The organism is Paenibacillus sp. J2TS4 (assembly GCF_018403245.1).
Taxonomy (GTDB): Bacteria; Bacillota; Bacilli; order Paenibacillales; family NBRC-103111; genus Paenibacillus_L.
On the sequence record NZ_BOSH01000002.1, the window covers coordinates 464,488 to 477,929 of the forward strand.

The window sequence follows — 13,442 nt, forward strand, 5'->3', positions numbered from 1 at the left end:
CCCCCGTCCTGTTCTGGATGGGGGTAAAATAAAGTTTGTTAATTTTGTTAAATAAGGATACTTTAGCAATCGCGCCCTTTTGTTTACGATTGCTTCTGAAACACCCACATTGTTGATACATCTCGGTAACCCAGTTATAAATATAAAGGATGCCCCATTTGACTAGAAGCAAGTACACTCTTGACAGCGCCTTCCTGCTTGGCATCCATAAGCATTTTTCGGCATAGTGCTTTGCCTATTCCTTTACCCCTATGTATTTTCGAAGTAAATATATCACTCAAGAAACATACCGTTTTATCTAATAGTAAATAGCGTCCATATGATGCAGGTTGCCCGTTCTCCTCACCAACGTAAAAATGCAGATTTGGGTCATCTAATTTTTTCAGATCGATAGCAGCCCTATCGAAATAATGATTGATGCGTCGACCTTCTTCCTCTGTTTTCACCCGCTTGATGAGTTTGTTTTCTGTTTCAAATTTCTTGAGATACAATTACTGTTCAAGTCCTTCAAAATTGCATCGTCAATCAGACACCCACGCGGGAAAATACCCTAATCGGTGAGCTACTCTCTGTGAAGCAATGTTACTGGCGATTACGTCATAACTTGGTATCTCTCCACGTCCCAATATTTCAAAAGTTAACCTGTTTACAAGATAACTAGCCAATCCCAAATTACGATATTGGGGTAATACTTCTATGCCAATTTGCCACAGTTTTGCACAGGTTTTGCTTGCTCCTGCCAAACCAACAATTTCCCCATCTTGCTTTGCAAGCATAGCTAGATCAGTCTGCCAGGGAAGATTCGTATCGTATATAATAGCTTCATTGAATCTTGTAACATCAAGTAAACTGACCACTTCTTCCCGCTCAATTAGTTCAAATGAAAAAAATCTCGGCGGTGACATTGGCTTTATTCTTTTTACATCAGGCAGAAAATGCAAGTAAAGACCTCTGATAAATGGTAGATAATTTGCACACCCAACGTTAAAAACCCAGCCATCACAATGTGGCTGGGTTTCATAATTATTTACATCTTAATCAAGAACGTCTCCCCAGTTTCATCAAATACGTGCTTAAGGAATGGGGGCCTTTCCAAATAGTTAGTCTGCCCTCGCTGTATGGAAGATTTTAGGTGGATTTGTTCATAGAAAAATGGTAAATTATTTTGGGATCAATCGCGCAGATTGTTCGTGTTCGATATGTGTTATTGGAATAACGCGCAAGTCGGGATATACGTTTAGGCTCATATTATTGATATTTGGGGAGGATGTCGGCATGGACAAGAATTCCGTATATAAAACAAACATTATAGGCGCTGGCGAGGTTGGGCGCGCCATCTCGGTCGACATGGATAAGAATTTTGTGCATAAAACTAACAGCTTCTATTGGGATACAAAAGGAAATGACTTCTTAGGAGCAATCGTGCTTCCTTTGTATGGAGCATTTGTCTCAGAAGAAAAATGCCGGCTTTTTGGCGATGTCTCAGGGAAAAAGATGCTAGAGATAGGCTGTGGTAACGGTCAATCCTTGCAATATTTGGGGGAACGCAAAGCATCTGAGCTATGGGCTGTGGATATATCAGAAAAACAAATCGAAAAGGCAGCGCAACATTTGAAGGCATGCGGTCTTTCAGCAAAATTGATCTGTTCTCCCATGGAAGAAGAATGTGGCTTGCCAGTGGATTATTTTGACTTTGTTTATTCAATTTATGCCATAGGCTGGACCACCGACCTAGAGGGTACTTTTGGCCGGATCGCATCTTACCTTAAAAAAGACGGTGTATTTATTTTCAGTTGGTCTCACCCTATACACAAATGTGTTTCTGCAGAAAATAATATGCTTGCTTTTAAAAAATGTTATTTCGATGAATCTTGGTATTCGGTATCACTTAATGAAGATACGCTAACATTATCGGACCGTAAACTATCCACCTATGTGAATGCGTTGGCAAAAGCGGGATTTGTCATTGAGCAAATGATTGAGGAATCTGATGATGAAATTATACAATCGCGGGGCGATAACAGCGATTTTGCAAAAAAAGCAAAGATGCTTCCTGTAACTTTTGTAATCAAAGCAAGAAAACTATAATATCCGATAGCTTAATCATGACTAGCAAATGGGGGAAAATATGGACAGGGTTTTGCATGAGATAGCCAATTCGGTTAGAGGAGAAGATAAAAGATTTATTATTGGGATTTCGGAAGTATACGTGATGTTGCCGAAAGAGGAACAGATATAAATTATTTAAGAAAATCTCATGAAGAGCGCAGAATTCAATATGATTTATTTATGCATCCTTATCATCGGAATTTTGATTTAGTTTTAAAAAATTCCAATGAAGACTATATTCTTGAAAAAGGCAGTATCAATTAATATGTTTGCGTCGCCACCTTTCGATGGGTTTGCTATTCTGGTACGAAGTATGACTTCGTTGAATGAAATAGGTCTTAAACGATCCAATAAAGGAGCGAGGCTGGTGGTTATCTTCCGCCGACACTCGCTCTTTTGTCTTTCATCCATAGGTAAATCTTTGCTTCATCACCGCAAACAATAATTCCGGCTTGCGGGTAGTGATCGCGTCAACGCCAATATGGACAAACGTTTCCATCGCTTGCTGATCATCAACAGTATACGTCCAGACCGCCAGACCTGCAGCATGGGCTTCGCCGACGATTTCCGGAGAACAGGTGTCATACTTTACGTTCAGGCCGCAGTATCCGCTCCGCAGCGCCTGCTGACATAGCCGCTTCGCATAATTTCTGCTGCCTGCGAGCGACACATCCGCCGGTGAAATGGATGTATTGATCATGACCTGGATATCCGGATGCCGTTCCGGAATCTCTTCCGAATACCATCCCGTAATAAACGCCCGCTTCTCGGCGCCATATTTCCGAATCAGCCGAATAGTCGGCTCGACGCTTTCATTCGACTTCAAGTCAATGTTCAGCTCCGTGCCTAGCGGATCGGAGGCTTCAAGCACTTGACGCAAGGCAGCAAGCTCGTGTTTCTCGTAGGCTGTCCCCAATTGCTGGCGAATGTCAGGCCGATTTAGCTCCTCATACGTATACTGATGCAGCAGCGAAACATCGTCATGCAGCAGCACTACCGTCCCTCCTTTGCATACGAGCGCATCCACTTCGACAATCTGTGCCCCGGACTGGATGCCTTCGAGGAAGGAGGCCAACGTATTGGCCGGACTTTTGCCGGAGCCGGTATGTGCGGCAACCTTTGGTCTATGCACCAGTACACCTCCTTGGCCGTTGCAGCTAAGCGCATTTCTCTTCCGATTACAAACGGATCGTTGTCATCGTGACCTCTCCTTAATAGAGCCCCCCTTTACTCCTTCACCGATCCAAGCATAATCCCATGAATAAAATACCGCTGCAAAAATGGATATACAAGCAATATCGGCAGCATCGATACCATAATTTTTGCCGCGTTTAGCGTTTTATCGGACATTTTGGCAACCAGATCGACATTGGTCGAATCCATCATTTCAGGCGCAAGCTGCACAACAAGCTGCTGAATATAAGTTTGCAGAGGGTAATTCTCCACGCTGCGCATAAAAATCATGCCGTCAAAAAAGGAGTTCCAATGATTTACGACGCTAAATAAAGTAACCGTAGCCATCGCCGGTAAAGAAAGCGGCAGAAACACTTTAAACAGCATAAACCATGGTCCTGCGCCATCCATTAGCCCCGCTTCGCTCAGCTCCTTCGGCAAGTTTCTAAAAAAGTTCATCAGAAGAATGACATTGAACACTGGTACCGCACCTGGCAATACCAATGCCCAGATCGTATTGAACATGCCAAGCGATTTGACGACCAAATACAAAGGGATCACTCCGCCGGAAAACAGCATATTAAATAAAATGAACCACATATAATAATGGCGCGCCTTGAATTCCTTCCGGCTTCTGGAGAGCGGATAGGCAATCAAGATTGTCAAAATAAAGTTGAGCGAGCCGCCTATCAGCACCCTTTTGATTGAAACAAAAAAGGAATTGAAAAAGTAAGGATCGTCGATAATTTTCCGGTAAGATTCAATATTGAAGCCTACCGGCCAAAACGTAACAAAACCCCCCGCCGCTGCGGACATATTGCTAAAAGATACAGCTATCGTATGAATGACCGGCGCCAGTGACGAAAAGGAGATAACGACCATCAGCACAATTAAGCATATATTCCAGATCCGCGCGGAAACGGTTTTATCTTGTACCAATGCTAGACACCTCCTGTCCGCAGTCGATGATCATTAGAAAATGCGGTAATTCGCATACCGATAGGCAAGCCGGTACGAAATAATAATCAGGATAAAGCCGATGACCGATTTCAACAGTCCCACTGCCGTTGCAAATCCGTATTGCGCCTGCACCAGGCCGACCCGGTACACATACGTATCGATGACGTCGCCTGAAGGATACACAAGCGGATTATACAGGTTAAAAATTTGATCGAAGCCGGCATTCAGTATACTGCCGATGCTCAAAGTGGCCAACAAAATAATCGTCGGTACGATGCTGGGCAGCGTAATGTAGCGTATTCTTTGAAATCGGCTCGCCCCATCTATTTCAGCGGCTTCATACAAGGTAGGATCAATGCCCGCCAGCGCAGCCAGGTAAACAATCGCCCCGAACCCAAAATCCTTCCATGTATCTGAGCCGATAATGATCCACGGGAACCAGTCATTGCTGGCAAGAAACATAATTTTCTGCCCGCCGAACGCCTCAATCGCTCCATTGATAATACCATCCATAGACAACATATCAATTAAAATGCCGGCAAGTATAACCCATGATATAAAATGCGGCAAGTATACAATCGTCTGAACCCACCTTTTGAACAACACATGTTTCAGTTCATTGAGCAAAATAGCAAATGTGACAGGGAAAATTAAGCCGGCAATTATTTTCCCTACAGCGATAAAAATCGTGTTATAAAAAATCACCTTGCTGTCTCTGATTTGGAATAAATACGAAAAATTTTCAAGACCGATCCAGGGCGAATTTTTAATGCCCAGCCCGATATCAAAGTCCTGAAAGGCGATGATGACGCCAAAGAGCGGAATCGTAGAAAAGATGATCAGTAGAACGATACCTGGAAACAGCATAAGGTGATAATGCTTCTGAAAGCTCTTCATCTTGTTCTCCCCGTTTCATCGTTAAAGTAGAAAAGCGCCATCAAGCTTAGACAGGAGTGGCGCTTTTCACTTCTCTTGCTTTCCGTTATTTCATCTCGTTAATCTCCTTCGTAATTTCATCGCCGCCCTGCGCCTTCCAATCGGCTACGAATTGATCAAACTCATCCAGCGACTTATTGCCCATCACGATCGCAAAGAACATTTCATCCTCAATCTTCTCCAGATTGGCCCATTTGCGATCCATTGTTTTGGTCGTTATCGTAAACTCATTGTAAAGTGAATTCATTGGCTGTTTCAGCATTTCCGCAGGCTCAGTATAGCCCCAGAATTTGCCCCAGCCGGCCAGATCTGCTCTTGGAGCCGCCTCATCCGCTTTAGCGAAGTCGTACAATATCTTCATCTCTGGCGTCAATGCAGCCGCATCAATCTTGCCGGCGATCGCGTCAGCAAGAATATCGGCTTTTCTTTCCACCGCATCCGCATAGTCGAAGGTTGCGTTGCCGATCGGCCAAAACTCCGTACTTATCGTCGTATCCAGTTTGGCCGCATCAGGATCGGCTTTGCGTTCGGCACGAATAAAGTTGTTGGCATATACGACGGCAGCTTCCGGATGTTTGAAGCCTTTCTTGACGACAATAAATCTTTGGCTGACAGGAACCTGCAAGTTATTGATCACACCGCTATCATCGGTAATCATATAAGGCTTGAACACGGCATCGGGATCATTCGCATACGTATCTCGAATTACACCGCCAGACCACCAAGGCCCGAAGAACATCCCCGCTTGGCCGGAAATGACCGTTTGATCCGTATCTTTACGAAGCGCGAACTCTTTATCAATCAAGCCATTTTCATACATTTCACGAATTTTGCCGAGAGCTTCCTTTGTTTCAGGCTGTATAGATCCATACACAATATTGCCGTTTGCATCCTTGATCCAGTTGCGAGGATAAGCATGGTATGCAGCATATAACCCTTTCAAATTGTGGCGGCTTACTTTTTGCTGCATAGTCAGCCCGCTTGCGGTCAAACCAATCGTGCTTTCGCCGCCCATCTTATTGTCGACGAACGCTTGGGCAATTTTCTCTACGTCTGCCACTGTTTTCGGACCTTCCAGCTGCAGTTTGTCGAGCCAATCCTGCCGTACAAACAGCATGCTGACCGAGTCAGCCTGTACCGAAATATTAGGAATCGCCATCAGCTTTCCATCGATCGTCGCTTTTTCAATCGCCTTGTTGTTCGTAGATTCATAGAGCTCTTTCGTTAATGGCGCTGCATACTTGGCGAATACTTCCGTCAGATCCTCCAGTTGATTCGCGCGGGCAAGTGTGCGGAACGTCTGTTCGTCGACGATCATCACATCGGGAATGTCGCCGCTGCCGATGGATAGCTTGGATTTTTGTTCAAAATCATTGCCGGAGGCGTACCACAATATTTTGACGGAAATGTTGGATTTTTCCTTCAAATAACGAGAATACTGATTGTCCTCAACCGTATCTCCGGTTGGCAGCTTGGCGTCAGCTCCGACATGCTTAAAGGTTGTAAACTCGACCGGCTCCGGCAGCCTGTATGGATCGATCTCCGCCGACGTCCCCTGCCCGTTCTTTGGCTCTTGCTCATTGTTCCCTTCGGACTGAGCCGGCGGCTTGTCATTTCCTCCCGAGTTCGTCTTGCTTTGCTTCCCGCCATCAGAACAGGCAGACATAAGTAAGAGGAATACTAATAATAAACTGACCAACCAGCCTTTCTTGCCGTTCATATTAACCCCTCCTCCCTGTAATCGCTTACAGTCTTTATTATATAAAAGAAAAAAGTATGCAAGTGCCAATAATGTCCTCGGTTCATGTTCAAAACGTCTCTAATTCGCTTGCAGCCCTTTGGAATAGAAGATCAATTTATACATTATTAAGGACGATGTGTGACTTTTCCGGCAGATTTGCGGTAATCTCTGGGCTGCATCCCTGTTGACTGGCGGAACACTTTGCTGAAATAACGCTCATTCGGATAGCCCGACTGTAGAGCAATCCAACTGATCGAGCGATTCGTCTGCTCCAGCAGTGCCTTTGCCCGTTCTATCCTTAGATCCCTAATATAATCCTGAAATGTGCTGCCGATTATATCGCGAAAGCACTTGCTGAAATAGCTGCGGCTCATCCCGACCTTCCTCGCAATGATGGGCAGTTGGATACTATCTTTAAGCTCTTCCTTAACATAATCGACTGCCTTCATGATGCTGTTGACCACTTCCTCCGAGTACGCCTGATCTCCCATATCGCCCTGCATACGATGCCTGACCTGTTCCAGCCAACTTATCCATTCTTCCCAGCTTTGAGGATGGATTTGTTCATGGAAACCGATCATCTGGCGGTCCAAGTATCGGCCCCACTCCTCCAGCACGACATCAAACATATGCTTCAGTTGAGCGGCAGACATTCTCATAGCAGCGGTTCGCTCCAGCAGCTCCGCATATTTTTCCTTATCCGATATCCAGGCGATTCTGGACCAATCTTTACTGAGCTTTATGTATTCCACTTTATCCGGGGGCTGCTGTTCTCCGATCCGGTTGACGATTCGCTGCAAAATCTGCTCCATCTGATCGCCTTCCAGTTCTATTTTTGTAATATAATCCAACGCCCCCAGTCTTAGCGCATCCCGGATCAACTCAAAATCATGGTGAAAAGTAAGGACGACCATAAAAATATGCGGATACTTCTCCTTTACTTGCTTCATAAGCTCAATTCCTGTCATAACCGGCATCGCCAAATCCGTTATGAGCAGATCGACCGGATGTCCGGCAAGCTGCTCCAGCGCATCCATCCCGTTGCTTGCTTCACAGATGACCTCCAAACCAAATCGGCTCCAGGGCATAATGCGAATAAAACCTTGCCGTACCAAATAATCGTCATCGACAACCATCACCTTCAACATAGCGTCGCTTCCTCCTGTTCTATCATTGGCAAAGTAAGGGTAATTAGCGTCCCCTGTCCCAGAATGCTCTGAATATCCATGCTCGACGTGCCGGGGAAATTCAATTCCAACAGACGGCGCACATATTTCCAGCCGATCCCCATTCCTGTTCTGCTGGCGACGCTTTCACCCGAAAGCATGCGGGAAACTTCCTCCTCTGTCATGCCATATCCGTTATCCCTTACACCCATTGTAAAATGAGTGCTGCTCTCTTTACGTACAAATACTTCAATGACGCCCTGCTCGCTGCTTTTCGTCTTCAAACCATGAGAAATCGAATTTTCAACCAGCGGCTGCAAAATAAACCTCGGCACCGACATTCTCATCAGCTCGTCGTCTGCTTGAATTTGCACATCAAACTGAAAGTTATAGCGGACCCCTTGCAGCGTAACATAATTTTTCAGCGCGGCAATCTCCTCTTCAATCGGAGCCAGCTGCCCCTTGCCCAGGTTATAATGCAGCAATCGATTCAATGTAGAGACCAGCCGATCCGTCTCCTCTTGCCCGTTAACCCTGGCGAGCCAGCGAATCGTATCCAGCGTATTATGAATAAAGTGCGGATTGATTTTATACAGCAAATTTTCGATCTCCAGCTGCCGCTTGATCTCCGCATTCTCATCGATATCGCGAATAAGCTCATCTATTCTGACCCGCATCGCGGAAAATTCCTGATGAATTTCCGCGAACTCCCGAGCCACATCCTTCTTTAAACCGGGAAGCTCCGTCATTCTGCCGTTTTTCAGACGGCGTATGTTCTTCTGCAAATGCAACAAAGGAGAATAAATCATCCGCCAAATCATAAAGGCGAGCAAACAGCTGACAACGAGCGATAATGCTGCAAAAAATACAAATTTATTAATCCATTGGTTAATTTCTTTTTCATAAGTTTGTTTGGAAACAGCAGCCACAATTCGCCACGACTGGTTGCTCAATTCCTCGAACAAGTAATATCCTTTATCCTTACGGGCATCTTCCAGCGTGTCGGTCATCAGACGGCCTGCCGGAAAATCATCCTGATTTTCGCTATAAGCGATTCGATTATTGTTGTCTACGAAAAAATAAAATGTATCCTTCAGCAGATCGTCAGCATTTAAAATACGGTCAGTCAGCTTGAAATCCGTCTCCATATACAAATAAACGTCATCGCGATGGGGAAACTCCACTTTACGCACAACGGAAAGCACTTTGTAACCGTCTAACGGATTTAAAGAAAAATGCGGCCCATAATAGGTCAACGTCAGCTGCTCAGCCAGCAGCGGCAAGTTGAAAATATTAAAATCTTCACGAATATGGGAATTTTTAAATAAAATTTCGTCTGTATCCGTCTGATAATAAAAAATTAAGCCCAAAGAAGGGTTCGTAAAATGGATCAGGCTAATCTCGCTCTCTATCTCTTGATATAATTGCTTTTTTTCAAATAAATTTTCAGTGGTCAAATAGTTATTCAATTTGTTGCCGATCCGCCCCTCGAACACTAGCTGCTGTGAAGCATGATTCAGTTGGCTAAGCGTATTTTCGAAGGAAAGCCGCACATTGTGGAGATTGTTCATAATTCCCTTCTCCGCTTTATTCTTCAACATTTCATACATGGACGTATGTGTAATCGAGCCAATGACGACGAGCGGGAAAAGCGAGCATAGCAGCAGCAGTACAATCAGGCGGTTTTTAAGCGTTTTCGGAAATAACAGTCCCTTCATTCCCTTCCCTGCTTTCCAATGAAATCGAATGCCCCTCTCTTGTATTATAGTTAACTTATCGTATACTTAATGTAAAATTTATCTATATTAGATAAGCAGAGCTGAATGTAAATCAAGCGAAAACAAAAGACGGCCCTCATCCTCATTTGCTGACACCACCCGCAAGTTCAAAGATATAAATGTAAGAACCCTCCAAGTATGGAGAGTTCTTTTAAAAGGAAAAACCTGAAAAGCGATTTATGAAAGAGAACCGGCCAACCTCCATTATTCAAAGGCTTATTCGACCAGAAGAAATTGCACATCTTGTCACCTTCTCCAATACCTCGTGCTTCGTACTTAGCCTTACATCAAGTATCTTCCCGTGATCGACTGCTCCGCATGGATGATCTGCGGAGGTGTGCCCTCGAACACCACCTGGCCGCCCTTGCTGCCTCCGTCCGGTCCCATATCGATGATCCAATCCGCTTGGCTGATCACATCGAGGTTGTGTTCGATGACGATCACCGTATTGCCGGCATCAACAAGACGATTCATGATCTCGAGAAGGTGACCGATATCTGACATGTGCAGGCCGGTCGTCGGCTCGTCCATCACGTAGATGCTGCCCTTCTTATACAGCTCGCTTGCCAGCTTGATGCGCTGGCATTCCCCGCCCGAGAGCGTGCTGAGCGGCTGGCCGAGTGTAATATAGTTCAGCCCCACATCGCTCATCGCCTGGAGCTTGCGCACAACCTCTTTTAGCTGAAAAAACTCCAATGCCTGCTCCACCGTCATCTCCAGCACTTCTGCAATGGACTTGCCGTTCAGCTTGTACGCGAGCACCTCTTCCTTGAACCGTCTGCCTCCGCATACTTCGCATGGCAACTTCACGCTGTCGAGGAACGCAAGGTCTGTATACACAACACCCAGCCCTTGGCAGTTCTCGCAAGCCCCCTTGGAGTTGAAACTGAACAAGCCCTTGTTGACCTTGTTCGCGGAAGCAAACGCCTTGCGCACATCATCCATAATGCCCGTGTAGGTCGCAGGATTCGAGCGTGTGGACACGCCTACCGCCGATTGGTCGATGACGATCGCATCCGGATGCTGGCTGAGGAATACTTCGTTAATCAGCGTACTCTTGCCCGAGCCGGCGACACCCGTAACGACTGTCAACACACCTGTTGGAATATCTATACTCACGTTCCGCAGGTTGTGCAGTGTGGCATCTTTGACGGACAGTTTGCCGGACGGCTGCCTGCACTCGTGCTTCAGCTGGAGCGGCCGCTTCATATGGGTGCCTGTCAGCGTGTCTGCCTCCAGCAGGCCTTGGAAGCTTCCTTCATACACGATGGTACCGCCGCGGCTGCCGGCGTGAGGCCCAACATCGACGATATGATCCGCCACCTTGATCACATCGGGATCATGTTCGACGACAATCACGGTATTGCCCTTGTCGCGGAGCTTCTCAAGCAGTTCATTTAACCGGTGTACATCACGGGGGTGCAAGCCGACACTGGGCTCATCGAAGATGTAAGTGACATCCACCAGACTGCCGCTCAGGTGCTTCACCATCTTGACACGCTGCGACTCGCCGCCGGATAATGTATCCGTCTCACGATCCAGTGTCAAATAGTCAAGTCCGATATCCACCAGATGCTGCAGCCGCTCCGTCAGCGATTTGACGACCGGCGCGGCGATCGCGTCGTCAATCTCCCGAATGACGCGGATAAGCTGTCCGACCTCCATGGAGGACATCTCCGCAATGTTGAGTCCATTGATCCTGCAGCTTAGCGCGGCCTGACTGAGTCTCGCGCCGCGGCAGCTGGAACAGGGACCCTCGGAAATGTACGGCGCAACCGCTTTTTGTGTCCGCTCGGACTTCGTCTTCACATCCTGCTTGATGTATTTGTTGGTGAACTTCTCAATGACGCCTTCTACTGTAATATTCGTTGCCTTACCGGCGAAATCCATCTTCACTTTCCTTGCCTTGCCGTACAGCAGTTGCTCCAGTTCCTCATCCGAATAATCGCTCAGCTTCTTGTCGAGATCGAAGTCCCCCGACTGCACGATCATGTTCCATTCCCAGCCGTTCACCGAATAGTCCGGCAGCATAATTGCCCCTTCATTCAACGACTTTGACATGTCCACCGCCTTGCTCATGTCGACGCCCAGCCTGCGACCGATCCCATTGCACTCGGGACACATGCCTTGAGGATCGTTAAACGAGAACATGTGCGCTTCTCCAACATAGGGCTGGCCCGCTCGGGAGAAAAGAAGACGGAGAATGGGAGAAATATCGGTAATCGTGCCCATCGTAGAATGGGAACCGCCGCCCAGCCGCTTCTGATCCACAATAACAGCCATGCTCAGATTCTCGATCCCGTCCGTATCCGGCTGCGGAACGCGGGGCAGGAAATTGCGCACGAACATGCTGAAGTTCTCATTCAGCAATCGTGTGGATTCTGCAGCGATCGTATCGAAGACGATCGATGACTTGCCGGATCCGGATACCCCGGTGAAGATCGTGATCTTCCGCTTGGGAATGCGCAAGGATACATTCTTGAGATTGTTTTCCCTCGCACCCGAGATTACGATATACTCCTGATTAGATTCGCTCATGCTTAACATCCTTCCGATCGTGTTAATTTCTACTCATATTCACATTGTACTATTCGTCGTGCAAGTATAACTTATCTTAATTCTCTTCATTTACGATCCTTCCGTCTAGCTGTCCCTTGGTTTGGTACACTTGGTCTGTAAACTCGGCTAACTTGGCTTCACATAGATCCAGTTGACTTTTTGCCTGAGTTTCCCGTGCACATTGGAAAAAATCTCTCCTCATGATCTTTCGAAACATCGTTTCAATTTCCCCAAATCGGACGCTCTGTCGTAAAACTGGCTGCCGCCTCGAAATCCATAAACAACTCCATCATTATAATCTGAATTGACCGGCAGAGGAAGTCCGGTTACGACGGCAAACAACGTACTGAGAATCAAAGCTACTTTGGCCGCTTGTTTACTGAGTCTTTTTACGGAACAGGCTTACGACATTCCCACTCACCCTTAATCCCTATGTATGAACTGACCTAAAAAGCTCTCCATTACCGTTGGGGGAAAAGTATTTACAAGCTTTTTCCATGTCTCAAAAGCATGTTATTAAATTTATTCAGCTTCACTTGACAATCTACTACGCCACGTAGTAAATTAAAACCACTACGTAGTGTAGTAATTCAAATTTGTTATGGACGCATAACGAGAAGTAAAGAGGTGTACACCGTGAAAAATGTTCAAAAGTTGTCTGATACTGAAATGGAGCTCATGGAGGTGATTTGGGAATGTGACCCGCCTATCACATCGACCAAATTGCTGCGTATTTTTGCTGGGCGGGGGAAAGAGTGGAAGGCACAAACGATGTCCACCTTCCTATCGAGGTTGGTGGACAAAGGGGCGCTAGAAGCCACAAGGCATGGCCGAACGAACAAGTATGTTCCTCTCATATCGCCGAAAGATTACAAACTAGCGGAGACGCAACATGTACTGGACGGATTATACCAAGGATCGGTTAAAAACTTACTCGCTGCCTTGTATGACGGCGACAAGCTTTCGGATGAAGATATTGCAGAGCTGAAGCAATGGTTTTCGGGAAAGTAGGTGCAGTCT

12 protein-coding genes and 2 pseudogenes are annotated in these 13,442 nt (G+C 46.3%); 4 read left to right on the plus strand and 10 right to left on the minus strand.

Translation table 11 applies throughout. The annotated features are described in order from the left end of the window. Positions 1–134 precede the first annotated feature (134 nt). Both KJS69_RS06340 and KJS69_RS06345 read right to left on the minus strand, forming a co-directional pair. Complete coding sequence (locus tag KJS69_RS06340; RefSeq protein WP_213582692.1) at positions 135–491, minus strand: GNAT family N-acetyltransferase; 357 nt, start codon at positions 489–491, stop codon at positions 135–137. 30 nt (positions 492–521) lie between these two features. After that, positions 522–941 (minus strand): GNAT family N-acetyltransferase, encoded by a 420-nt coding sequence (locus KJS69_RS06345; protein ID WP_249730393.1) that lies wholly within the window; start codon positions 939–941, stop codon positions 522–524. Between the two features lie 334 nt (positions 942–1,275). Between KJS69_RS06345 and KJS69_RS06350 the strand changes: the two genes are divergently transcribed. After that, the gene (locus KJS69_RS06350; protein ID WP_213582694.1) at positions 1,276–2,088 is read left to right on the plus strand and encodes a class I SAM-dependent methyltransferase; all 813 of its coding nucleotides are present in this window, start codon (positions 1,276–1,278) and stop codon (positions 2,086–2,088) included. Positions 2,089–2,178: 90 nt separating this feature from the next. Then, positions 2,179–2,373: pseudogene (locus KJS69_RS29600) on the plus strand (hypothetical protein); the annotation flags it as partial. Positions 2,374–2,512: 139 nt separating this feature from the next. Here the strand turns inward: KJS69_RS29600 and KJS69_RS06355 are convergent. The 6 genes from KJS69_RS06355 to KJS69_RS06380 form a co-directional block, all read right to left on the minus strand. Continuing rightward, the gene (locus KJS69_RS06355) at positions 2,513–3,241 is read right to left on the minus strand and encodes a glycerophosphodiester phosphodiesterase (RefSeq protein ID WP_213582696.1); all 729 of its coding nucleotides are present in this window, start codon (positions 3,239–3,241) and stop codon (positions 2,513–2,515) included. Between the two features lie 95 nt (positions 3,242–3,336). Then, on the minus strand, positions 3,337–4,221 hold the full coding sequence (locus KJS69_RS06360; protein ID WP_213582698.1) for a carbohydrate ABC transporter permease: 885 nt from the start codon (positions 4,219–4,221) through the stop codon (positions 3,337–3,339). Between the two features lie 33 nt (positions 4,222–4,254). Continuing rightward, entirely contained in the window at positions 4,255–5,139 is an 885-nt protein-coding gene (locus tag KJS69_RS06365) for an ABC transporter permease (protein ID WP_213582700.1), read from the minus strand. An 85-nt stretch (positions 5,140–5,224) separates the two neighbouring features. Continuing rightward, entirely contained in the window at positions 5,225–6,898 is a 1,674-nt protein-coding gene (locus KJS69_RS06370) for an extracellular solute-binding protein (protein ID WP_213582702.1), read from the minus strand. Between the two features lie 146 nt (positions 6,899–7,044). Further along, positions 7,045–8,067 carry a response regulator transcription factor gene (locus KJS69_RS06375; RefSeq protein WP_213582704.1) on the minus strand — a complete coding sequence of 341 codons (1,023 nt, stop codon included), beginning with the start codon at positions 8,065–8,067 and terminating at the stop codon, positions 7,045–7,047. Continuing rightward, positions 8,061–9,803: a sensor histidine kinase gene (locus tag KJS69_RS06380; RefSeq protein WP_213582706.1), complete on the minus strand. Its 1,743-nt coding sequence runs from the start codon at positions 9,801–9,803 to the stop codon at positions 8,061–8,063. The genes KJS69_RS06375 and KJS69_RS06380 overlap by 7 nt, the downstream gene beginning before the upstream one ends. Positions 9,804–10,021: 218 nt before the next feature. Here KJS69_RS06380 and KJS69_RS29605 point away from each other — a divergent pair. After that, positions 10,022–10,117: pseudogene (locus KJS69_RS29605) on the plus strand (SDR family NAD(P)-dependent oxidoreductase); the annotation flags it as partial. Positions 10,118–10,145: 28 nt separating this feature from the next. Here KJS69_RS29605 and KJS69_RS06385 read toward each other — a convergent pair. Both KJS69_RS06385 and KJS69_RS30215 read right to left on the minus strand, forming a co-directional pair. Next, entirely contained in the window at positions 10,146–12,401 is a 2,256-nt protein-coding gene (locus tag KJS69_RS06385; protein WP_213582708.1) for an ATP-binding cassette domain-containing protein, read from the minus strand. Positions 12,402–12,477: 76 nt separating this feature from the next. Next, positions 12,478–12,639, minus strand: a complete 162-nt coding sequence (locus tag KJS69_RS30215) for a Chromate resistance protein ChrB (protein ID WP_374706612.1) — start codon at positions 12,637–12,639, stop codon at positions 12,478–12,480. A gap of 419 nt (positions 12,640–13,058) precedes the next feature. On the opposite strand from KJS69_RS30215, the gene KJS69_RS06390 reads away from it, so the two are divergent. Then, the gene (locus KJS69_RS06390; protein WP_213582710.1) at positions 13,059–13,433 is read left to right on the plus strand and encodes a BlaI/MecI/CopY family transcriptional regulator; all 375 of its coding nucleotides are present in this window, start codon (positions 13,059–13,061) and stop codon (positions 13,431–13,433) included. Positions 13,434–13,442 lie beyond the last annotated feature (9 nt).